The sequence below is a fragment of the Streptomyces sp. NPDC089799 genome (genome assembly GCF_040684755.1).
GTDB lineage: Bacteria > Actinomycetota > Actinomycetes > Streptomycetales > Streptomycetaceae > Streptomyces.
Genome location: NZ_JBFBGR010000017.1, coordinates 117,905 through 140,622, shown reverse-complemented (window position 1 = coordinate 140,622; position 22,718 = coordinate 117,905). Strand labels below are relative to the sequence as shown.

Below are 22,718 nucleotides of genomic sequence, written 5' to 3'. Positions count from 1 at the left end.
TGGGCGCGCAGGCCCGCGGACCGGTCAGCCCGTGGTGCGCGCCGCGCCCGAGTCGTAAGCCTCCGTCAGCGAGCGCGCCCGCTTGACGTCGTCGGCCATGGCGTCGAGCAGCCCCTCCAGGGAGTCGAACTTCGCCATGCCCCGCACGTACGCGAGGAAGTCCACCGTGACGTGCAGCCCGTACAGGTCCAGCCCCACGCGGTCGATCGCATACGCCTCGACGGTCCGCTCGGTCGCGTCGAACTGCAGGTTGGTGCCGACCGAGATGGCCGCCGGCATGCGCTCGCCGTCCGCGGTGAGCCAGCCCGCGTACACCCCGTCGGCCGGGATCGCGGTGTGCGGGAGGGTCTCGACGTTCGCGGTCGGGTAGCCCAGTTCGCGGCCGCGCTGCGCGCCGCGCACCACGACGCCCTCGACGCGGTGCGGGCGTCCGAGGATCTCGGCCGCGCCCTCGACGTCGCCCTCGGCGACCAGCCGGCGCGCCAGCGTGGAGGAGAACGGCTCGCCGCCGCCCGCCTCGCCGCGCACGACCAGGTCGAGGACCTCGACCTGGTAGTCGTAGGTGGCGCCCAGCTCGGTCAGGAACTCCACGTTCCCGGCGGCCTTGTGGCCGAAGCGGAAGTTCGGACCCTCGATGACGCCGCGCGCGTGCAGCTTGTCGACCAGCACCTTCACGATGAAGTCGGCCGGGGACAGCTGGGAGAACTCGGCGGTGAAGGGCAGGATCAGCAGCGCGTCCACACCCAGCTCGGCCATCAGTTCGGCACGCCGGTGGTGCGGGGCGAGCATCGCCGGGTGGCTGCCGGGGCGGACGACCTCGCTCGGGTGCGGGTCGAAGGTGACGACCACGGCCGGGACACCGAGCGCGCGGGCCCACTCCACGGCCCGGCCGATGATCAGCTGGTGGCCGCGGTGCACACCGTCGTAGGAGCCGATGGTGACGACGCTGCGTCCCCAGTCCTGGGGGATGTCCTCCAAGCCACGCCAGCGCTGCACTGTGACCGCTCCTCGCCCGAACCCGTGTTGTGTGCGTAGTAGAAGATTGCAGGTCTAAGACTGCCATGCCGCCGGGCGGGGACCCGCATCGGTATCGGGAGAACACCGCGGGACGACGACGGTCCGGGCGCCCAGCGCCTCGACGGTGTGCCGGCCGCTCGGGCCCAGGAGCGCCGACGCCTCCCGCGGTTCCTCGCGCAGCCAGTGGGCGATCAGCCGGCCGAAGGGCGGGTGTTCCCGGGCCAGGCGGACGGTCCGCCGTTCGAACTCCGCCGCGCCGCCGGGCACGGCGAGCAACCGGCGGCCGGTGCGCCGCACCAGCTCGCGGGTGTGGCGCTCGCCCCGTTCCACGGTGGCGCGCGCGACCGCGCCGAGCAGCTCGCCCAGCACGGCCGGTTCCGTCTCGGCCCCCAGGAGCCGGTCGAGCAACTCTCCGCGCAGGGGCCTCGTCGCCGGTGCGCCGGCCTCGCCGAGGACGCCGGCGAGGGCGGCCCGGACCCCTTCGGCGCCCAGGAGCAGGCCGTCGGTGAGCCGGCGGAGCGCGTCGGCGGTGACCGGTCCCCGTTCCAGCACCCGGTCGACGTACGCGGCCGCGTGCGGAGCGTCCCCGGGGTGCCGTTCGGTGTGCTCGCGTACGAGGACGGCGGCGTGGGCGGCGGCCCCGGGCGAGGTCAGCTCGGCCAGCGCCGGAAGCACCCGTCCGTCGGCCCGGGCCCGCAGGGCGCCGAGCACCTCAGCGGTACGGCCGGGCAGCGCGTCGGCGGCGGCCACCAGAGCCTTCGGGGGCACCCCGGGGCAGGTCAGCGCGCGGGACACGTGCGCCTCCCGGGTCTCCGGATCGTGGAGCAGCATGCCGAGGGCGGGGCCGTGCAGACCTGCCTCCCCGGTGCGGTCCAGCAGGGCGAGTGCGGCGCGGCGGAACAGGGACCGGTCGGCCGGGTCCGCCGCCACGGCGGCGGGAGGACCGGCGACGGCCGCCGGCACTGCGACCGCAACCGAGGCGACCGAGGCAGCGGCAGCGGCAGCGGCAGCGGCAGCGGCCGGACCGTATGCGGCGGCCGCGACCCGGCGCTCCGGGCGCGGGTCCCGGGCCCAGCGCTCCACGGCCCGGGCCATCGGGGCGGGTTCCTCCTCGGCCAGTACGGCGAGCAGTTCGTCCGCGCGCGGGTGCGCCGCGGAGACCAGCGCCTCGGTGAGCGCGTCGGGTGCGAGCCGGCGGTGGGTGTGCAGCAGTGCCTGCGCGGCGGCGGCCACGGTGGCGCCGGGCCGACCCCGCAACCTCCGCTCGTCGGCGAACCAGTCGCAGAGCAACGGCTGTACCCGCGGCGGATCCCTGCGCAGCCTGCGCACGGCCGCGTCGAGACAGCCGAGTTCGGCGGGGAGCAGGCGGCGCAGCAGATCCATCCGTTCGGCTTCGGGCAACCGCAGCCGGCTCCAGAAGCGGGCGTCGAAACCGTCGCCGCGCTCGGTTCGGCCCGTCCCGCCGCCCGTGCCGGAGCCGGGATCACGGTCAGGACCGGAAGCACCGTCGGGACCGGCGTCACCGTCGGAGCCGGGAACACCGTCGGGACCGGGAGCACAGTCGGGACCGGCATCACCGTCGGGACCGGTGCGGGAGACGTACGCGGCGAGCGCGTGCAGCAGATCGAGGCAGGGAAGCGCGTCGGGCAGCCGGAGGAGGGTCCCGCGGATCAGCCGCGCGGCCCACCAGGCCCGCTCCCCGCCCGCGCCGCCCGGACCGCCCGGACCGCCCGCGGGACCGGACGCCTGGGCGGTCAGCGACCGGAGCAGGGTGGTGAGGTGCTCGGCGCGGGCCGCCGGGGCCAGCATGAGGAGGGCTTCCTGAACGGGGCCGACGCGGTGCCGCGGTACGGTCGGGCCGGTGCGGACCAGGGTGTCGAGCGCGGCGGAGAGGTCCAGGTGAGAGGCCATCAGCCAGTCGGCGAACTCCTCGTGGGCGAACCGGTGGCCGGCCCCGGCCGGTACGAAGAGCTCCTCGGCGAGTACCGCCTCCGCCCAGCCGGTGCCGGGCGGGAAGAGCGCGGCGAAGGCGGCCTCGTCCAGCATCCCCTGGCCCGGCCCCAGGCAGTGGCGTGCGGCCTCGTGCACCCGCCCGGCGATGCGGACCGCCATCCGGCGCACGGCGGGGCCCGGGGCGTTGCGGCCGGGGTCGCCGCCCCACAGCCGGCTCGCCGCGCGCAGGCACACGAGGTCGAGGTGGGCTTCGAACACCTCGGCGCGGCCGGGCCGGCCGGCCGTGACCCCGGCCTCCCGCACCTCGGCCAGCAGCCGCAGGGTGAGCGGGTGCCGGCGGTCCGCCGCGCACAGGGCCTCGGCGGGGATCCCGTACCGGTCCCGGGCGAGCCGCGCCTCGGCGGAGGTGAGATCGCCGAGCAGGTGGGTGACGGCGCTGCCGTCCGGGTGGAACCCCTCGGCCCGCTCCCAGAACTCGGGCCGGGTGGCGAGGACCAGCCGCACCCGGTTCCGGCGGAGCCAGGCGGCCGTGGCGGCGGTCCACTCGGCGAGCCGGCGGGCGAGCCGGGACGGCATCTCCTCGGGCGCGTCGAGCAGGACGACGAGGCCGCGCCCCGCGTCGTCGGCCACCCGGGCGATCTCCTCGACCCCGGCTGCTGCCCCGCCCCCGGCGCCCGTCCCGCCCGCGCCGCCGCCCGTACCGCGGGTCAGCGCCTGGACCAGTGAGGTGTCCGACGGGGCGAGGTCCGAGCCTCGGAGCCGGATCACCGGTGCGGGGGACGGCCCCCGGGACCGGCGGGCGTGCAGCGCGGCGAGTTCCGTGCTGCGGCCCGAACCCGGTTCGCCGACCAGGGCGAGCACCACGGCGGACGAGGCCAGGAACGCGTCGACCGCGCCCACCGTCCCCGCCCGCACCACCGGCTCCGCCGGCCCCAATGCCCGCCCCGGCTCCGTCGGCTTCCCCACCGTCCGGCCGGGCCGTGGCGACCCGTTCGCGAGCCGGAGCACGGCGGCCAGGTTGAGGTCGGGGCCGTGGGCGGGGACGGTTTCCGCGTTCCGGGCCAGCAGCGCGGCCAGCGGCCCGTACGGATCGGCCTCCGCGGCGGGGCGCAGCGGGATCGCGAAGCCGCCGGAGCGGTGTTCCGCCTCCAGGGCGGTGCCCACGACCGCGAGCACCGCTCCGGTGGCCGCGTCCAGGACGGGCCCGCCGCACGCCTCGCCGCCCAGTCTCAGCGCGTCCATGCCGTCGGTGCCGATGGCCAGCTCCAGCGCGGTGCCCAGCCGGTGGGTGCCGTCCGCCGTGCGGTAGAGGACCTCGGCGTCCGCCAGCACCCTGGCCTGCCGCCGGCCCCGCGCGTACAGCCGTACGTACGTCCCGGCCTCGACCCGCTCCCGCGCCGTCACCGGAAGCGGCGCCGCCCCGAGCCCGGCCGCCCCGTCCGGCCCCGCCGTCCGTACGAGCGCCAGCCCGGCCTCCGCCAGCGGGGTGACCGCGTCCGCGCCGACCGTACGGGTGCTGCCCCCTGGGCCGTGCAGGACCAGCCGGTCCAGACCGGCCACGACCTCGTGGCCGGTGATCAGGGTGCCGCGGTCGTCGGCCACGAAGCCGCACCCCCGCGGGCGGCCCCCCGGGTCGCAGATCCTGACCAGCGGTTCCGCCTGGTCCCCCGTGCCCTTCATGGGACGACCGTAGGTCCGTGAAGATCAGCGCGGAAAGCGTGTGCGCCGAACGCGCCCCCCTGTGCTCCCTCGGTTCACTCCGAGCGCCTGCTCGTGCGGGTGAATATCGGCCTCCAGATGGATAGAGACCTACAGCGAGGGGGGTCGTGGAGCGGTGAGCAGCAGTCCGGCCTCGGCGGACCACATGCGCTCACCGCTCCACGTCAAAGGCGCGGGGCGGTCGCTACGCGAAGACCGCGAGGGACTTCGCCTTGCCCGACTTGCTCTCGACCAGGCCGAGCAGCCGGCCCTCCGGGCCGAACACCGCCACGGTCTTCCCGGGCTCGTACTCTTCCGGCATCTCCAGCCGGACCCCGTTGGTCAGCAGCGACGCGCGGCGCCCGTCGAGGTCCCAGCGGGGGAAGGCCGCGGCCGCCGCGTCGGCGATCGGCATCACGGTCAGCTCCTCCTGGAGCTGGTCCAGGGTGCGGGCCTTGTCCAGCTTGTACGGGCCGACCCGGGTGCGCCGCAGCGCGGTCAGGTGCCCGCCGACGCCGAGGTCGGCGCCGAGGTCGCGGGCCAGCGCCCGGATGTAGGTACCGCTGGAGCAGACCACGGAGACGACCAGGTCGACCACCGGGGTGCCGTTCTCGGCGGTGGCCTCGCGCATGTCGTAGACGTGGAAGGACGAGACGGTGACCGGGCGGGCCGGGATCTCGAACTCCTCGCCCTCGCGGGCGCGCTTGTAGGACCGCACGCCGTTGATCTTGATGGCGCTGACCTTGGACGGGACCTGCATGATCTCGCCGGTCAGCTTGCGGATGCCCTCGTCCACGTCCTCGCGCTTGATCCCGGAGGCGTCCGCGGACGAGGTGATCTCGCCCTCGGCGTCATCGGTCAGGGTGTCCTGGCCGAGCCGGATCGTGCCGAGGTACTCCTTCTCGGTCAGCGCGAGGTGGCCGAGGAGCTTGGTCGCCTTCTCGACGCCCAGGACGAGGACGCCCGTGGCCATCGGGTCGAGGGTGCCGGCGTGGCCGACCCGGCGGGTCTTGGCCATGCCGCGCATCTTGGCGACCACGTCGTGCGAAGTGAAGCCGGACGGCTTGTCGACGATGACAAGGCCGTCCGGCGTGGTGGATACGTGCTTGCTCATTCGGCTGCGTCGTCCTCGCCGGGCTTCTTGTACGGGTCGGCGTCGCCGGCGTAGGTGGCGCCCGAGGACGCCTGGCGCACCTCTTCGTCGGAGGCACGGGCCCGGTCGAGGAGGTCCTCGATGGTCCGGGCGTTCTCCGGCAGGGCGTCGGCGACGAAGGTCAGGGTGGGCGTGAACTTGATGCCCGCCGCCTGGCCGACCGCCGAGCGCAGGATGCCCTTGGCGCTCTCCAGTCCCTTCGCCGCGGCCGCCCGCTCCTCCTCGTCGCCGTAGACCGTGTAGAAGACCGTGGCCTCCCGCAGGTCGCCGGTGACCCGGGTGTCGGTGATCGTCACGTGCGTACCGAGGCGCGGGTCCTTGATACCCCGCTGCAGCTTCTGGGCGACCACCTCCCGGATGAGGTCCGCCAGCTTCTTCGCCCGCGCGTTGTCGGCCACTGGTCCGTCTCCTTCATTTCCTTCTGCAGACGAGCTGCAGGTCAAGCAAACAATCAGTCATCATCACCGTGGAGGCGCCGTCGCACGGACAGCAGCTCCACTTCCGGACGTGCCGCGACCAGCCGCTCGCAGCGGTCGAGCACGTCCGACAGGAATCCGGCGTCCCCGGACACCATCGCGACCCCTATCCGGGCCCTGCGGTGGAGGTCCTGGTCGCCCACCTCGGCCGCGCTCACGGAGAACTTGCGCTGGAGCTCGGCGACGATGGGTCGGACAACGGAGCGTTTCTCCTTCAGCGAATGCACATCGCCGAGGAGCAGGTCGAAGGACAGAGTCCCCACGTACATGCGGTGCCGGATCTCCCGCCGGTTCGGGTTCGGTGACCTGCCGGCCGTCGCTCGGCAGGGACACCAGAACCGTACACGCAACGGCCGGGGCCGATCGACGGAAATTCCGCCGACCGGCCCCGGTCACAAGGCAACCGCTCAGACGCGCGGCTTCTCGCGCATCTCGTACGTCGCGATGACGTCGTCGATCTTGATGTCGTTGAAGTTTCCGAGGTTGATACCACCCTCGAAGCCTTCGCGGATCTCGGTGACGTCGTCCTTGAAGCGGCGCAGGCCCGAGATGGTGAGGTTCTCCGCAACGACCTTGCCGTCGCGCAGCAGGCGCGCCTTGGTGTTGCGCTTGACCTCGCCCGAGCGGACCAGGACACCGGCGATGTTGCCCAGCTTGGACGAGCGGAAGACCTCGCGGATCTCCGCCGTACCCAGCTCGACCTCTTCGTACTCCGGCTTGAGCAGACCCTTCAGGGCCGCCTCGATCTCCTCGATGGCCTGGTAGATCACCGAGTAGTACCGGACGTCGACGCCCTCGCGCTCCGCCATCTGCGCGGCACGGCCGGCCGCACGGACGTTGTAGCCGATGACGATGGCGTCGGAGCCCATCGCCAGGTCGATGTCGGACTCCGTGACCGCACCGACGCCGCGGTGCAGGACCCGGATGTCGACCTCTTCGCCGACGTCGAGCTGGAGCAGGGAGGACTCCAGGGCCTCGACCGCACCGGACGCGTCGCCCTTGATGATGAGGTTGAGTTCCTGGATCTGACCGGCCTTGAGCACCTTGTCGAGGTCCTCGAGGGAGACCCGGCGGACCCGCTTGGCGAAGTTGGCGTTGCGCTCGCGCGCCGCGCGCTTCTCGGCGATCTGGCGGGCCGTACGGTCCTCGTCGACGACCAGGAAGTTGTCGCCGGCGCCGGGGACGTTGGTGAGACCCAGGACCAGGACGGGGGTCGACGGACCCGCTTCCTCGACGTTGTTGCCCTTGTCGTCGAGCATCGCGCGGACACGGCCGTACGCGTCGCCGACGACCATCGTGTCGCCGATGCGGAGGGTACCGCGCTGCACCAGGACGGTGGAGACGGCACCGCGGCCGCGGTCGAGGTGCGACTCGATCGCAATACCCTGCGCGTCCTGCTCCGGGTTGGCCCGCAGGTCGAGCGAGGCGTCGGCGGTGAGGACGACGGCCTCCAGCAGGGAGTCGATGTGCAGACCCTGCTTGGCGGAGATGTCGACGAACATGGTGTCGCCGCCGTACTCCTCGGCCACCAGGCCGTACTCGGTCAGCTGACCGCGCACCTTGACCGGGTCGGCACCCTCGACGTCGATCTTGTTGACCGCGACCACGATCGGGACGTCCGCAGCCTTGGCGTGGTTGAGCGCCTCGATGGTCTGCGGCATGACGCCGTCGTTGGCCGCGACCACCAGGATCGCGATGTCGGTGGACTTGGCACCACGGGCACGCATGGCGGTGAACGCCTCGTGACCCGGGGTGTCGATGAAGGTGATGCGACGCTCTTCGTCGTTCACCTCGGTGGAGACCTGGTAGGCACCGATGTGCTGGGTGATGCCACCGGCCTCGCCCGCGACCACGTTGGTCTTGCGGATCGCGTCCAGGAGTCGGGTCTTACCGTGGTCGACGTGACCCATGACGGTCACGACCGGCGGACGCGCAACGAGGAACTCCTCGCCGCCCTCGTCCTCGCCGAACTCGATGTCGAAGGACTCGAGCAGCTCGCGGTCCTCCTCCTCCGGGCTGACGACCTGGACGGTGTAGTTCATCTCCTGGGCCAGCATCTCCAGCGTGTCGTCCGACACGGACTGGGTGGCCGTGACCATCTCGCCCAGGTTCATCATCACGGCGACGAGCGACGCCGGGTTGGCGTTGATCTTCTCCGCGAAGTCGGTGAGCGACGCACCGCGCGACAGGCGAATGGTCTCGCCGTTGCCGCGGGGCAGCATCACGCCGCCCACGGACGGGGCCTGCATGGCCTCGTACTCCTGGCGCCTCTGCCGCTTCGACTTGCGGCCGCGACGGGCCGGGCCGCCGGGACGGCCGAAGGCGCCCTGCGTGCCACCACGGCCGCCGGGGCCGCCGGGACGGCCGCCGAAGCCACCGGGACGACCGCCGCCGCCACCGGCAGGACCGCCGCCGAAGCCGCCGCCGCCGGGACGCGGGCCGCCGAAGCCGCCGCCGCCTGCCGGGCGCGAGCCCGGACCGGCCGGACGACCGGCGAAGCCGGGACGACCGCCGCCGGCACCGCCGGGACCACCCGGACGGCCACCGGGGCCACCGGGACCGCGGCCGCCGGGGCCCGGACGCGGGCCGGCAGCGGGACGCTGCGGCATCATGCCCGGGTTCGGACGGTTACCGCCCGGACCGGCCGGACCGGGACGCGGGCCGCCCTGGGGGCGCGGCATGCCGGCCGGAGAAGGCCGCCCACCGGGCTGACCGCCCTGGCCGGGACCCTGCGGACGGGGACCGCCCTGGCCGGCGCCCTGCGGACGCGGGCCGCCCTGGCCTGTACCCGGGGCACCCGGACGCGGGCCGCCCTGCGGGCGCGGAGCCTGCGGACGGGCCATGCCGGTGGAGCCACCGGACGTGAAGGGGTTGTTGCCCGGACGCGGGCCGGCCGGACGGGCACCCGGACGCGGGGCCTGCGGGGCCTGCGAGCCACCCGGACGGGGGGCCTGGGCGCCGGGGGCGCCACCCGGGCGCGGCGCGCCGGGACGGGCGCCGGGCGCGGCGGGACGCTGCGCGGCCGGGCGCGGGCCCGGGGTCGCGGAAGGACGCGCCGGGGCGGCCGGAGCCGACGGCGGTGCCTGGAACTCGGCCGCGACCGGGGCCGGAGCCGCCGGAGCGGGCTTCGGGGCCGGAGCCTTGGGACCGGGACGCGGGCCGGGAGTGGCCGGGGTCACCGGGGCGCTGACGGACGGAGCCTCGGCTGCGGCCGGCTTGGGGGCCGGGGCGCCGGGCTTCGGGGCAGCAGGACGTGCCGCGGTCGCCGGGGACGGCGCAGCGGGCTTCGCAGGCGTCGCCTTGCGGGGCGCACCGGGCTTCGCAGCGGTCTTGCCGGCACCGCCGGGACCCTGCAACGCGTCGGTCAGCTTGCGTACAACGGGCGCCTCGATCGTCGAGGACGCCGAACGGACGAATTCACCGAGTTCTTGGAGCTTGGCCATGACGACCTTGCTCTCAACCCCGAACTCCTTGGCGAGTTCGTATACCCGGACCTTAGCCACTTCGCTCCTTTTAGGTCCGGGTTACCGCCGGACCGTCGCTACTTCATGGGCGTACTCATCGCGTACTCATCGAGTGCTCATCGCAATCTCGACCTACTTCCAACTCGCGAGGTACCTGACCGCACGGGGTTTCCGTGCCGTACTTCCTTCTTACGGTGTCGCCTCGATGACCGTCCGCAGCGCGGCGGTCCCGACGGCTCCCTGGACCCGAAGGGCCCGGGGGAACGCCCGGCGGCGCACCGCCTGGTCGAGGCAGACCACGGCAGGGTGCAGGTACGCACCCCGGCCGGGCAGCGTACCGCGAGGGTCGGGAACACATTCGTCCCCGACCGCCACGATGCGCAGCAGATCGTTCTTGGCCGCTCGCTCCCGGCACCCCACGCAGGTGCGCTCAGGGCATGCGCGGGCATGCGTCCGGCCAGACACGTTCAGTCTACCTCCCCGTACCGACCTCACCCCTTCAGGCGAAAAATCGAACGGACGTTGTCTTCATCCGGGCCGCCGAACGGGCGACCCCTGTCTACCGGCCCGCAACCCGGACCGGTACCGGTTTATTCCGCCGATCCGCCGTTCGCGGGCTCGGTGTCGGGCCGGATGTCGATGCGCCAGCCGGTGAGCCGGGCGGCGAGGCGGGCGTTCTGGCCCTCCTTGCCGATGGCCAGCGACAGCTGGTAGTCGGGGACCGTCACCCGGGCGGACCGCGCGGCCAGGTCGACGATCTCGACCTTGCTCACCCGGGCGGGTGACAGGGCGTTCGCCACCATCTCCGCCGGGTCGTCCGACCAGTCGACGATGTCGATCTTCTCGCCGTGCAGCTCCGCCATCACGTTGCGGACCCGGCCGCCCATCGGGCCGATGCAGGCGCCCTTCGGGTTCAGGCCCGAACGGGTGGAACGCACCGCGATCTTGGTGCGGTGGCCGGCCTCGCGGGCGATCGCGGCGATCTCGACGCTGCCGTCGGCGATCTCCGGGACCTCCAGCGCGAACAGCTTCTTCACCAGGTTGGGGTGGGTGCGCGACAGGGTCACCGACGGACCCCGGACGCCCTTGGCCACCCGGACCACGTAGGTGCGCAGGCGCAGGCCGTGCGGGTACTCCTCGCCGGGGACCTGCTCCTGCACGGGCAGGATGGCCTCCAGCTTGCCGATGTCGACGAGGACGTTCTTGGGGTCCTTGCCCTGCTGCACCACACCGGTGATGACGTCGCCCTCGCGCCCGGCGAACTCGCCGAAGGTCAGGTCGTCCTCGGCGTCGCGCAGACGCTGCAGGATCACCTGCTTGGCGGTGGTGGCGGCGATCCGGCCGAAGCCCGACGGCGTGTCGTCGAACTCCTTGGGCTCCTGGCCCTCTTCCAGATCCTGCGGGTCTTCCTTCGCCCACACGACCACGTGCCCGTTGGTGCGGTCCAGCTCGACGCGGGCGCGCCGGTGGCTCCCCTCGGTCCGGTGGTAGGCGATGAGGAGGGCCGACTCGATCGCTTCGACGAGCAGGTCGAAGGAGATCTCCTTCTCCCGGACCAGACCCCGCAGGGCACTCATGTCGATGTCCACGGCTACGCCTCCTCTTCCTTCTTGTCCTTGCGGTTGAACTCGATCTCGACACGCGCCTTGGCGACGTCCGTGAAGGCGATGCGGCGGGAAGTGGCCTTGCGGCCCTTCACGCCGGGGACCTCGAGATCCATGCCGTCCTCGTCCACGCCGAGGATGCGGGCGATCAATTCCCCGCCTTCGGCCAGCTGGAACTTCACGAGGCGGCCGGTCGCCCGGACGTAGTGACGGTGCTCGCTGAGGGGGCGGTCCGCGCCCGGGGAGCTGACTTCGAGGACGTACTCGTCCTCGCCCATCACGTCGGTCTCGTCGAGCCTGTCGGAGATCTCGCGGCTCAGCTCGGCACAGGCGTCAAGCTCCACGCCCTCGTCGGAATCCACCACGATCCGGAGCATCCGCCGTCGCCCGGCCCGGGAGATCTCGATCTCTTCCAGGTCCAGGTCCTTCGCGGCGACGAGCGGTTCCAGCAGTCCGCGCAGCCTGTCGCTCTGGGTGGTGCTCATCCGGGTGACTCCTCGGCCGCGTGTGCTGTTGTGGTTCCGTCGCGTGGATCGCGTGTCAGATCAAAGGGTATCCGGTCGCAGAGGGTGTTGCCGTCCGCCCCTTGGACCGTGCCCCCGGGTACCGTGATCACAGCCCGTCCCGGCTGTTCTTCCTGCCGCCCGTCCCCGAGGACTCCACCGTGCCCCTCTCCCTTCCTTCGCGAAGAAGCCTGCTCACCGGCGCGGCCGGGGCGGCGGGCGCCGTACTGCTCACCGGCTGTTCGGATTCCGACGCGCGTCCCGGCGCACACGCCGGGGTTTCACCGGAACGGCGGCTGCGCGAGGCCGCGGTCCGGGACAGCCGGGGGCTGCTGGAACGTTACGACGCCACGCTCGCGGCGCACCCCGCGCTGGGCGGACGGCTGGCGCCGCTGCGCGCGGCGGTCGCCGCACACGTGGCGGCCCTCGCCCCGCCGGACGCGCCCGGAGGCGCGGCTTCCCCGTCCGCGAAGCCCTCACCCTCCGCGACCCGCTCCCCCGTGGCCCCTCCGGCGGCGGGTGCGCCGGCCGCCCCGGCCGTGCCGCAGAAGGCCGAGGAGGCGCTGGGCTCACTGGCCGTCGCCGAGCGCTCGCTCGCCGAGGCCCGCACGATCACGCTCGCCGAGGCGCCCGGGGAGCTGGCCCGGCTGCTGGCCTCGGTCGCGGCCTGCGGCATCGTCCACCACCACCTGCTGACCGCGGGCGGCGACCAGGAAGGCACGGCATGACGGCCGACGTCCTCGCGGCGGCCCAGGCCGCCCTCGCCGCGGAGCACGCGGCCGCCTACGCCTACGGGGTGATCGGCGCCCGTGTCGCCGCGCCGCGCGCCGCCGAGGCCCGGGACGCCCACGGCGCCCACCTCGCCCGGCGCGACGCGCTCGCCCGGACCGTGCGCGGGCTGGGCGGCGTACCGCGGGCGGCGGAGGCGGCGTACCGGCTGCCGTTCGACCTGCGGAGCCCGCAGGACGCCGAGCGGCTGGCCGCCGGGATCGAGGACCGGGTGGCGGGCGCGTACTCCGACCTGGTGCGGGCGGCGAGCGGCCCGCTGCGCCGGGAGGCCGCCGACGCACTGACCGCGGCGGCGGTCCGCGCGGCGCGCTGGCGCGGCGTCGGCGTAGCCTTCCCTGGGCTGACCGAACGAGCGGGACCACCGCGATCGGCCCCGCACAGCTGAAAGGGACCACGCACGCATGGCTTTCGAACCGCCGGAGCGGCTTGTACGGGCGCTCGGCGAGCAGCCGGACCCGGCACCGGAGCACGACTGGCTGGACCGGCTCCCCGTCCTCGCCGGAGAGGCGCAGGACCGGCGCGGGGTACGGATGCAGCGGGTCCAGGCTCCGGGCGGCCGGAGCAGCCTGGTGCTCCTGGTCCGGTATCCCGACGGCACCCCGGCCGCGCTGAAGCTGGCCCCGCCGGCCGCCCGCCCGGACCTGGAGCTGGCCGCGCTGGCGCACTGGGGCGGGTTCGGGGCCGTACGCCTGCTGGACACCTGGCACGAGGACGGCGGCCTGCTGCTGGAACGGCTCCAGCCGGAGGTGTCGCTGCGGTCGCTGCCGGAGGCGAAGGCGCTGCTGGAGGCGGCCGGTACGGTCCGCCGGCTGTGGGTGGCCCCGCCGGCGGAGCACGGTTTCGAGACGGTGGCGGAACGTACGCAGCGCCAGTCGGCGGTGCTGAAGGGCGCTCCGGCGGAGCTGCGGGGCCTGGCCGACCAGGCCCTCGCGGTCCGGGACGAGCTGACGGCGCTGCCGCCGGAGGAACTGCTCCTGCACGGCAACTTCCGGCAGGGCAAGGTGCTGGCCGGCGAGCGGGCGCCGTGGCTGACGGTCGGCCCGGAGCCGGTGGTCGGGGAGCGGGCCTACGACCTGGCCCGGCTGGTCCGCGACCGGCTGGAGGACCAGGTCGCCGCCTCGGCGGGGGCGGCGGGAGCGCGCCGCCGCGTGAACAAACTGGCGGACTCTCTGGAGGTGGACCGGGACCGGCTGCGCGGCTGGACGGTGTTCCGGGCGGTGGAGTCGGGCCTGCGGGCGCTGGCGGCCGGGCGGCACCGTGACTCGGAGCTGCTCCTGGAATTCGCCGCCTGGTTGTAGGGAATAACGTGGTTAACAGGCACGAATAGCCACGAACCGCCGCTTGGTCGGCCGGGCAGGGGGCCGTCATGGTCATCGAAGAACTGCTCACCGCGGCGGTCGCCGCGGGCACCGCCATCGTGCTCTACTCCGCGGCGGCGTCCCGGGTGGTACGCCAGTACGAGCGCGGGCTGGTGTTCCGGTTCGGCCGGCTCCGGCACGAGGTCAAATCGCCGGGGTTCACGATGGTCATCCCGTTCGTGGACCGGCTGTACAAGGTGAACATGCAGATCGTCACCCTGCCGGTGCCCGCGCAGGAGGGCATCACCCGGGACAACGTGACCGTGCGGGTGGACGCGGTGGTCTACTTCCGGGTGGTGGACCCGAAGAACGCGGTCATCGAGGTCGAGGACTACCGCTTCGCGGTCTCGCAGATGGCCCAGACCTCGCTGCGCTCGATCATCGGCAAGTCGGACCTGGACGACCTGCTCTCCAACCGGGAGAAGCTCAACGAGGGCCTGGAGCTGATGATCGACTCGCCGGCGGTGGGCTGGGGCGTCCAGATCGACCGTGTCGAGATCAAGGATGTGTCGCTGCCGGAGGCGATGAAGCGGTCGATGGCCCGGCAGGCGGAGGCCGACCGGGAGCGGCGGGCCCGGTTGATCAACGCGGACGCCGAGCTGCAGGCTTCGCGGAAGCTGGCGCAGGCGGCGGCGGTCATGGGTCAGGAGCCGGCGGCGTTGCAGCTGCGGCTGCTGCAGACAGTGGTGGCGGTGGCGGCGGAGAAGAACTCGACCCTGGTCCTGCCGTTCCCGGTGGAACTGCTGCGCTTCCTGGAGCGCGCGACCGACGCCCAGTCCCACCCTGCGCCGCCGCCCGCCGTCACCGCGCCGGTCCCGGCGGAGCCATCGGCTGCGCCTGCCCCGGCAGAGCCCCCGACGGGCGTGGCCGCCGATGCGGCGCTCGCCGAGCCGGCGGGTCCCGCGGATCAGCCCGTCCCGCCGGACCCCGCGGACAGCCCGGTCCCCCCGGACCCCCGCCCGTAGCCGCTGCGCGGTCCCCTCACCCCACTCCGCCCTCCCCCAGACTCCGTCCGGGGGGACCCCCATCCCGAAACCGGGGCTCCGCCCCGGACCCCGTGGGCGGGGTTCGGCCCGGAGGGGGTACGGCCGTCGGCCGGGGGTGTCCCGGGGTCCCCGTCTGCGGGGGCCGAAGCGCGGCGGGCGGGAGGGGGACGGGGGTGGAGGGTGGGGTGTCCGGGACACTAAAGCGTGATGTGTGGCGCGCGCGCCGCCAGGCAGCCGGACGCCGCTCAGCGCGCCGTAAATCATGCCGTCCCGGACACCCCACCCGGAGCCCCCGGCCCCCGCACCCGAAGCCACCCAGAACCCGGCCCGGCAGCCGGAGCCCCGCACCCGAAGCCGGCCACGACCCGCCCCTCCGGGAAGCTACGCGGTCAGGCGGGACACCGCCTCGGCCAGCGGGAGTTCCTCGCGGGTGCCCGTGCGGCGGTCCTGGAGTTCGACCACGCGGTCGGCGGCGCGGCGGCCGGCGACCAGGATCCACGGCACCCCGATCAGTTCGGCGTCCGTGAGCTTCACGCCGGGCGACAGACCGGCCCGGTCGTCCAGCAGCACCCGCCGCCCCGAAGCGGCCAGCGCACCCGCCGCCTCCGCCGCCAGTTCCTGCTGCGCCGCCTTGCCCGCCGCGACCACGTGCACGTCGGCCGGCGCGACCGCGGCCGGCCAGCACAACCCCCGCTCGTCCGCGGTCTGTTCCGCGAGCGCGGCGACCACCCGCGAGACCCCGATGCCGTAGGACCCCATGGTCACCCGGACCGGCTTGCCCTGCGGCCCGAGCACGTCCAGCCCGAACGCGTCCGCGTACTTGCGGCCCAGCTGGAAGATGTGGCCCACCTCGATCGCCCGGTCGAGGGACAGCCCCTCGCCGCAGGCGGGGCAGGGGTCGCCCGGCTCGACCACGACCACGTCCAGGTACCGGTCCACCTCGAAGTCCCGGCCGCAGACCACGTTCCGGGCGTGCGTGTCCGGCCGGTTCGCGCCGGTGATCCAGGCCGTGCCCGGCGCCACCCTCGGGTCGGCCAGGTAACGGACCTTCTCCAGACCCTGCGGCCCGACGTAGCCGCGCACCAGGTCGGGCCGGCCGGTGAAGTCCTCGGCCGTGACCAGCTCCACCACCGCGGGGGCGAGCTGCTCGCCGAGCTTGCCGAGGTCGACCTCCCGGTCGCCGGGCACGCCCACCGCCACGATCTCGCCGTCCACCTTGACGAGCAGGTTCTTCAGGGTGGCCGATGCGGGCACGCCCAGGTGCGCCGCCAGGCTCTCGATCGTCGGGGTGTCGGGGGTGTCGAGCTCCTCCACCGGACCGTGGCCGGCCGCCGCCCCCTCCGCCCGGCCGAGCGGGTGGGAGACCGCTTCGGTGTTCGCCGCGTACCCGCAGGCGGCGCAGGAGGCGAAGGTGTCCTCACCCGCCGCGGCGGGCGCCAGGAACTCCTCGGAGGCGGAGCCGCCCATCGCGCCCGAGACCGCCGACACGATCCGGTGGTCCAGCCCCAGCCGCGTGAAGATCCGTACGTACGCCTCGCGGTGGAGTCGGTAGGACTCCGCGAGTCCTTCGTCGCTGACGTCGAAGGAGTACGAGTCCTTCATCTGGAACTCGCGTCCGCGCAGCACGCCCGAGCGGGGCCGCGCCTCGTCCCGGTACTTCGTCTGGACCTGATAGAGCATCACCGGCAGGTCCTTGTAGGACGTGCACTGGTCCTTCACCAGCAGGGTGAAGATCTCCTCGTGGGTGGGCCCGAGCAGATAGTCCGCGCCCTTGCGGTCCTTGAGCCGGAACAGCTGGTCCCCGTACTCCGACCAGCGCCCGCTGACCTCGTACGGCTCGCGCGGCAGCAGAGCGGGGAGCAGCACCTCCTGGGCGCCGATGGCGTCCATCTCCTCGCGGACGATGCGGGAGACGTTGTCGAGGACCTGCTTGCCGAGCGGCAGCCAGGTCCACACCCCTGCGGAGGAGCGGCGGACGAATCCTGCTCTGACCAGGAGCTTGTGACTGAGCGTCTCGGCGTCGGCGGGGTCTTCCCGGAGGGTCCGTGCCAGCAGGGTGGACATCCGCCGGACGGGCTGTTCGTGGTGGTTGGACATGCCCGGAGGCTAGCGGCGGAGCAACGGCAGTGTCGCGCCCATTACGGCGTAGGGCATGCTCGCGCTGGGGAAGTGGACCTGGCGGGCGAGGTCCCGGTAGCCCAGGGCCCGGTAGAGGCCCCGGGCCGGGGTGTCGGTGTCGATGGCGGAGAGGATGGACCGGGTCTCGGTGGCGGAGCCGGTGAGCCGGGTGATCAGTTCGCGGCCGACGCCGTGCCCCTGGAAGCCGGGGTGGACGTGGAGTTCGGTGACGGCGAAGGCGTCGTCGAGCCAGTGGTCGTTGCCGCCGGCCTTCAGGTAGGGCTCGACGATCGTGGACCACCAGTGGCCGCGGTCGTTGGGCATCCCGTAGACGAAGCCGGCGAGGGCCCCGTCCTCGGTGAACGCGCCGAGCGCACGGGCGCCGGGACAGGTCATGTGGCGCTGCACGATGTAGCGCCGGATTCCGATCTCCTCCTCGCTGAGCCCGAAGGCGACGGCCTGGACCCGCAGGGCCTCGTCGACGCGTGCGGCGAGGTCGAGCGGGCCGATCTCCAGACCGGCGGGGAAGGGCAGCACCATGCAGCGACCTTACTTCGCGGTCCCCGGCCGGGAACAGCGGCTCGGACCGGACTCCGGCCGGCCGGAAGGGGGAGCAGGTCAGAACAGGACGCTCATGAACGCGCCGACCTCGCGGAAGCCGACGCGCCGGTAGGCCGCCCTGGCCGCGGTGTTGTAGTCGTTGACGTAGAGGCTGACCACCGGGGCGACGTCGCGCAGCGCGTACTCGACCACCGCGGCCATCCCGGTCTCGGAGTGGCCGCGTCCGCGGAACTCGGGTGCCACCCACACGCCCTGGACCTGGCAGGCCAGCCGGGTGGCGGCGCCGATCTCCGCCTTGAAGACCACCTTGCCGTCCTCGACCCGGGCGAAGGAGCGTCCGGCCGTCACCAGTTCGGCGACCCGGGCCTGGTAGAGCAGGCCGCCGTCCCCGGCGAGCGGGGAGACGCCGACCTCCTCGGTGAACATGGCCACGCAGGCGGGCATGATCAGGTCCATCTCGTCCTTCCGGACGCGCCGGACCAGCGGGTCCGCCGCGATGTCGGCGGACGGCCGTTCGGTGACCATGAGCGGCTGGCGGGACCGGACTTCCCGGGCGGGACCCCAGTGCGGTTCGAGCAGCTGCCACAGCCGGGTGGTGGACTCGACGGGGCCGACGATGGAGGAGCAGCGGCGGCCGGTGCGGCGGGCCCGGTCGGCGAAGGCGCGTACGGCCTCCGGGGTGGCGCAGACGGGGACCAGGTTGGCGCCGGCGTAGCAGAGCGAGCGGAGCTCGCCGTCGCTGTACCAGCCCCACATCTCGCCGCCGAGCCGCCAGGGGTCGAGTCCGGCGACCTGGACCCGGGAGGTGACGAACGCGTTCGCCACCGGGTCGCGTTCGAGTACCTCGAGCGCGGCGGGGAGGTCGCCGGGTTCGAGGACCCTGGTGGTGGTCTGGGTCAACACGTGGGCGCCTCACCGTGCGGATCTGCTGATCTCCGCACTTTACCCGGCGTGACGCGCGGACGCCGCTCACCGCAGGTCACGAAAAGGCCCCGGCCCCCCGCACGCTGCGGGGGGCCGGGGCCGGTGCTCATGTGGGCCGGACGCGGACGAGATGCGGACCGGACGCGGATCAGACCCGGATCGGACGCGAATCGGACGCCGGTCACACGCCGGTCAGACGCCGATCAGACGCCGATGGCGACGGTCGGCTCGCCGGAGGCGATGCCGTCGGCCTCCATCTGTGCGGCGATCTTCATCGCCTCTTCGATGAGCGTCTCGACGATCTTCGACTCGGGGACGGTCTTGATGACCTCGCCCTTGACGAAGATCTGGCCCTTGCCGTTGCCGGAGGCCACGCCGAGGTCCGCCTCGCGGGCCTCGCCGGGGCCGTTCACCACGCAGCCCATGACGGCGACGCGCAGCGGGACCTCCATGCCGGTGAGGCCCGCGGTGACCTCCTCGGCCAGCTTGTACACGTCGACCTGGGCGCGGCCGCAGGACGGGCAGGAGACGATCTCCAGGCGGCGCTGGCGGAGGTTGAGCGACTCCAGGATCTGGATGCCGACCTTGATCTCCTCGACCGGCGGGGCGGACAGCGAGACCCGGATGGTGTCGCCGATGCCCTGGGAGAGCAGTGCGCCGAAGGCCACCGCGGACTTGATGGTGCCCTGGAAGGCCGGGCCGGCCTCGGTGACGCCGAGGTGCAGCGGGTAATCGCACTGGGCGGCGAGCTGGCGGTAGGCCTCGACCATGACGACCGGGTCGTTGTGCTTGACCGAGATCTTGATGTCGCTGAAGTCGTGCTCCTCGAAGAGGGACGCCTCCCAGAGCGCGGACTCGACCAGGGCCTCGGGGGTGGCGCGGCCGTACTTCTTGAGCAGGCGGGCGTCGAGGGAACCGGCGTTGACGCCGATCCGGATCGGGGTGCCGGCGTCCTTCGCGGCCTTCGCGATCTCCTTGACCTTGTCGTCGAACTGCTTGATGTTGCCCGGGTTGACCCGGACGGCGGCGCAGCCGGCGTCGATGGCGGCGAAGACGTACTTCGGCTGGAAGTGGATGTCGGCGATCACCGGGATCTGCGACTTCTTGGCGATGACCGACAGTGCGTCCGCGTCGTCCTGGGTCGGGCAGGCCACCCGGACGATCTGGCAGCCGGAAGCGGTGAGCTCGGCGATCTGCTGCAGGGTGGCACCGATGTCGGAGGTGCGCGTCGTGGTCATCGACTGGACCGAGACGGGGGCGTCTCCGCCGACGGCCACGGAACCGACCTGGATCTTCCGGCTGACCCGTCGGTCGGCGAGCTTCGTCGGCACGGTCGGCATTCCGAGTGAGATGGCAGTCATCTGCTGTGCAACCCCAAGGTGTGGATCGAAGGTCCCGAAATCGGCGGGCTCCGGCCTTCGAGACTACGCCACACCCCGCTCCGGACCCGCATCGCAGGGGGGTGCTCCACCCGAACGTAGGGAGCCGGACACGAAACGTGTCCGGCTCCCCCGTCTTGCGGGTATTGAAGGGACGCGGTCAGGTGATCTTGATGGGGTTCACCACGTCCGCGATCATCACCAGCACGGTGAAGCAGACGAACACACCGGCCACCACGTAGGCGACGGGCATCAGCTTGGCCACGTCGAACGGCCCGGGGTCGGGGCGCCGGAACAGCCGTGCCGTGTTCCGCCGCACCGATTCCCACAGCGCGCCCGCGATGTGCCCGCCGTCCAGCGGGAGCAGCGGGAGCATGTTGAACAGGAACAGCGAGAGGTTGAACCCGGCGAGCAGGTTCAGGAAGAACACCAGCTGGTGCTTGGCGGGCACGTCCAGGGTGAAGATCTCACCGCTGACCCGGGCGGCGCCGACGATGCCCATCGGGCCGTCCGGTTCGCGTTCGGCACCGTTGAAGGCCGCGTCCCAGAGGGCGGGGATCCGCGAGGGCAGGTCGATGATCGACTGCACGCCCGCCTCCATCATGTCGCCCATGCGGGTGGCCGACTGCCCGAAGGACTGCTCCACGTAGCCGACGGCCGGTGCGAAGCCGAGGAAGCCGGCGGTGACGTACTGGCCCTCGACGTAGCGCCCGCGGCCGTCCGTCTTGGCGACCTTGTTCTCGATCAGGTCCGCCTTGAGGTCCAGCCGCGCCCCGGCCCGTTCCACGGTGATGGTGGCGGGACCGACGGTGGCCCGGATGTCCTTCTGCAGGGCGGTCCAGTCGTCCACGGCCTTGCCGTTGAACGCGACGATCCGGTCGCCCTGCTTGAGCCCGGCGGCCTTGGCCGGCGCCGCGGGGTCCCCGGCCCGGCAGGTGTCCCGCTTCTCGCTCTGCTGGATGACGCAGTCGGAGACCGAGCTGACCACGGTGGTCTGGGTGTTCACCCCGAAGGTCATCAGCGTGGTGAGGAAGATCGCCACCGCGAGGACCAGGTTCATGAAGGGCCCGGCGAACATCACGATCACGCGCTTCCAGGGCTTGCGCGTGTAGAACAGCCGGCTCTCGTCCCCGGGCTGCAGCTCCTCGTACGCCGCCGACCGCGCGTCCTCGATCATCGCGCGGAACGGCGAGGTGGACCGGGCGGTGACCCTGCCGTCCTCGCCGGGCGGGAACATCCCGATCATGCGGATGTAGCCGCCCATCGGGACGGCCTTGATCCCGTACTCGGTCTCGCCCTTCTTCCGCGACCAGATGGTCGGGCCGAAGCCGACCATGTACTGCGGGACGCGGATGCCGAAGAGCTTGGCCGTGGAGAGGTGGCCCAGCTCGTGCCATGCGATGGAGACGAGCAGGCCGACGACGAAGATGACTATGCCGAGCACCGTCATGAAAGCTGTCATGCGCGCGCCTCCACGGCGGCCTTCGCCGCCATCTCCCTGGCCCGGGCCCTGGCCCAGGTCTCTGCTTCGAGGACGTCCGTGACGGTCAGGGAGGTTCCCCCGACCGGTGTCCCGTGCTCTTCGACCACGGCAGCGACCGTATCCATGATTGCTGTGAACGGCAGCCGACCGGCCAGAAACGCCTCGACGCACTCCTCGTTCGCCGCATTGAACACGGCGGGGGCGGTGCCGCCCAGTCCGCCGACGTGCCGGGCGAGGCCCACGGACGGGAACGCCTCGGTGTCCAGCGGGAAGAACTCCCAGGTGGAGGCCTTGGTCCAGTCGAACGCGGGGGCGGCGTCGGGGATCCGGTTCGGCCATCCGAGGCCGATCGCGATCGGTCCGCACATGTCCGGCGGGGTGGCCTGGGCGAGCGTGGAGCCGTCGGTGAACTCCACCATCGAGTGGACGTAGGACTGCGGGTGGACGACCACCTCGATCTGCTCGAACGGGATGTCGTAGAGCAGGTGCGCCTCGATGACCTCCAGGCCCTTGTTGACCAGGGTGGCGCTGTTGACGGTGATGACCGGGCCCATGGCCCAGGTCGGGTGCGCGAGGGCGTCCTCGACGGTCACCGACGCGAGCTCGGCGCGGGTGCGGCCGCGGAACGGGCCGCCGGAGGCGGTGACCACCAGGCGGCGGACGTCGGCACGGGTTCCGGCGGCCAGCGCCTGGAACAGGGCCGCGTGCTCGGAGTCCACCGGGATGATCTGGCCGGGCTTCGCCACGTTCTTCACCAGCGGGCCGCCGACGATCAGCGACTCCTTGTTGGCGAGGGCGAGGGTGCGGCCGGCTTCCAGGGCGGCCAGGGTGGGCGCGAGGCCGATGGAGCCGGTGATGCCGTTGAGGACGGTGTGGCAGGGGGAGGCGGCCAGCTCGGCGGCCGCGTCCGGGCCCGCCAGGACCTCGGGCTGCGGCTCCGCGCCGTACCGCTCGTCCAGCGCTGCCTTGAGGGCCGGTACGGCGTCCTCCCGGGCCACCGCGACCTTCTCCACCCGCAGCCGGTGGGCCTGCTCGGCAAGGAGTTCGGCCCGGCCGCCGGCGGCGGACAGCGCGGTCACCCGGAAGAGGCCGGGGTTGCGCAGGACGAGGTCGATGGCCTGGGTGCCGATGGAGCCGGTGGACCCGAGGATGACGATGTCCCGGCGGCCGGCCGCGGCGTCGAAGAGGAGGTGCGGATCGGCGAGGGGGGCTGGGCTGTCGCTCATGCCCCCATTCTTGCCGCAACCCGGGG

19 protein-coding genes are annotated in these 22,718 nt (G+C 73.0%); 4 read left to right on the top strand and 15 right to left on the bottom strand.

Going from position 1 to position 22,718, the window contains the following annotated elements; genetic code table 11:
- Nucleotides 1-24: 24 nt before the first annotated feature.
- The 9 genes from AB0O36_RS20415 to rimP all read right to left on the bottom strand — a co-directional run bounded on the left by AB0O36_RS20415 (nt 25) and on the right by rimP (nt 11,850).
- Nucleotides 25-996, bottom strand: coding sequence for a bifunctional riboflavin kinase/FAD synthetase (locus AB0O36_RS20415; RefSeq protein WP_365112148.1), 972 nt, complete (start codon nt 994-996; stop codon nt 25-27).
- A gap of 54 nt (nt 997-1,050) precedes the next feature.
- Nucleotides 1,051-4,650: a serine protease gene (locus AB0O36_RS20410; protein WP_365112145.1), complete on the bottom strand. Its 3,600-nt coding sequence runs from the start codon at nt 4,648-4,650 to the stop codon at nt 1,051-1,053.
- Nucleotides 4,651-4,873: 223 nt separating this feature from the next.
- Nucleotides 4,874-5,782 (bottom strand): tRNA pseudouridine(55) synthase TruB, encoded by a 909-nt coding sequence (truB, locus tag AB0O36_RS20405; protein ID WP_365112142.1) that lies wholly within the window; start codon nt 5,780-5,782, stop codon nt 4,874-4,876.
- On the bottom strand, nt 5,779-6,219 hold the full coding sequence (rbfA, locus tag AB0O36_RS20400; protein ID WP_365112139.1) for a 30S ribosome-binding factor RbfA: 441 nt from the start codon (nt 6,217-6,219) through the stop codon (nt 5,779-5,781). The genes truB and rbfA overlap by 4 nt, the downstream gene beginning before the upstream one ends.
- 53 nt (nt 6,220-6,272) lie before the next feature.
- A complete protein-coding gene (locus AB0O36_RS20395) occupies nt 6,273-6,566 on the bottom strand; it encodes a DUF503 domain-containing protein (protein ID WP_365112137.1) in 294 nt (97 codons plus the stop codon).
- Nucleotides 6,567-6,704: 138 nt separating this feature from the next.
- The gene (infB, locus tag AB0O36_RS20390; RefSeq protein ID WP_365112134.1) at nt 6,705-9,800 is read right to left on the bottom strand and encodes a translation initiation factor IF-2; all 3,096 of its coding nucleotides are present in this window, start codon (nt 9,798-9,800) and stop codon (nt 6,705-6,707) included.
- A gap of 150 nt (nt 9,801-9,950) precedes the next feature.
- The gene (locus tag AB0O36_RS20385; RefSeq protein WP_365112131.1) at nt 9,951-10,226 is read right to left on the bottom strand and encodes a YlxR family protein; all 276 of its coding nucleotides are present in this window, start codon (nt 10,224-10,226) and stop codon (nt 9,951-9,953) included.
- A 125-nt stretch (nt 10,227-10,351) separates the two neighbouring features.
- Complete coding sequence (gene nusA / locus AB0O36_RS20380; protein ID WP_365112128.1) at nt 10,352-11,350, bottom strand: transcription termination factor NusA; 999 nt, start codon at nt 11,348-11,350, stop codon at nt 10,352-10,354.
- A gap of 2 nt (nt 11,351-11,352) precedes the next feature.
- Nucleotides 11,353-11,850 carry a ribosome maturation factor RimP gene (gene rimP / locus AB0O36_RS20375; protein WP_365112125.1) on the bottom strand — a complete coding sequence of 166 codons (498 nt, stop codon included), beginning with the start codon at nt 11,848-11,850 and terminating at the stop codon, nt 11,353-11,355.
- A 101-nt stretch (nt 11,851-11,951) separates the two neighbouring features.
- On the opposite strand from rimP, the gene AB0O36_RS20370 reads away from it, so the two are divergent.
- The 4 genes from AB0O36_RS20370 to AB0O36_RS20355 all read left to right on the top strand — a co-directional run bounded on the left by AB0O36_RS20370 (nt 11,952) and on the right by AB0O36_RS20355 (nt 14,980).
- A complete protein-coding gene (locus AB0O36_RS20370) occupies nt 11,952-12,596 on the top strand; it encodes a hypothetical protein (RefSeq protein ID WP_365112122.1) in 645 nt (214 codons plus the stop codon).
- Nucleotides 12,593-13,042, top strand: coding sequence for a DUF4439 domain-containing protein (locus tag AB0O36_RS20365; RefSeq protein ID WP_365112119.1), 450 nt, complete (start codon nt 12,593-12,595; stop codon nt 13,040-13,042). The genes AB0O36_RS20370 and AB0O36_RS20365 overlap by 4 nt, the downstream gene beginning before the upstream one ends.
- A gap of 16 nt (nt 13,043-13,058) precedes the next feature.
- Nucleotides 13,059-13,955, top strand: coding sequence for an aminoglycoside phosphotransferase family protein (locus AB0O36_RS20360; RefSeq protein ID WP_365112116.1), 897 nt, complete (start codon nt 13,059-13,061; stop codon nt 13,953-13,955).
- A gap of 68 nt (nt 13,956-14,023) precedes the next feature.
- Complete coding sequence (locus AB0O36_RS20355; protein ID WP_365112113.1) at nt 14,024-14,980, top strand: slipin family protein; 957 nt, start codon at nt 14,024-14,026, stop codon at nt 14,978-14,980.
- 402 nt (nt 14,981-15,382) lie between these two features.
- On the opposite strand, the gene AB0O36_RS20350 is transcribed toward AB0O36_RS20355, so the two are convergent.
- The 6 genes from AB0O36_RS20350 to dxr form a co-directional block, all read right to left on the bottom strand.
- Nucleotides 15,383-17,098: a proline--tRNA ligase gene (locus tag AB0O36_RS20350; protein ID WP_365112110.1), complete on the bottom strand. Its 1,716-nt coding sequence runs from the start codon at nt 17,096-17,098 to the stop codon at nt 15,383-15,385.
- A gap of 9 nt (nt 17,099-17,107) precedes the next feature.
- Nucleotides 17,108-17,659, bottom strand: coding sequence for a GNAT family N-acetyltransferase (locus AB0O36_RS20345; protein ID WP_365112107.1), 552 nt, complete (start codon nt 17,657-17,659; stop codon nt 17,108-17,110).
- 78 nt (nt 17,660-17,737) lie between these two features.
- Complete coding sequence (locus AB0O36_RS20340) at nt 17,738-18,583, bottom strand: GNAT family N-acetyltransferase (protein WP_365112104.1); 846 nt, start codon at nt 18,581-18,583, stop codon at nt 17,738-17,740.
- A 224-nt stretch (nt 18,584-18,807) separates the two neighbouring features.
- Nucleotides 18,808-19,965, bottom strand: coding sequence for a flavodoxin-dependent (E)-4-hydroxy-3-methylbut-2-enyl-diphosphate synthase (gene ispG / locus AB0O36_RS20335; protein WP_365112101.1), 1,158 nt, complete (start codon nt 19,963-19,965; stop codon nt 18,808-18,810).
- Between the two features lie 178 nt (nt 19,966-20,143).
- Nucleotides 20,144-21,445 (bottom strand): site-2 protease family protein, encoded by a 1,302-nt coding sequence (locus AB0O36_RS20330; protein WP_365112098.1) that lies wholly within the window; start codon nt 21,443-21,445, stop codon nt 20,144-20,146.
- On the bottom strand, nt 21,442-22,692 hold the full coding sequence (dxr, locus tag AB0O36_RS20325; protein WP_365112095.1) for a 1-deoxy-D-xylulose-5-phosphate reductoisomerase: 1,251 nt from the start codon (nt 22,690-22,692) through the stop codon (nt 21,442-21,444). Before dxr ends, AB0O36_RS20330 begins: the two co-directional genes overlap by 4 nt.
- Between the last annotated feature and the right edge of the window lie 26 nt (nt 22,693-22,718).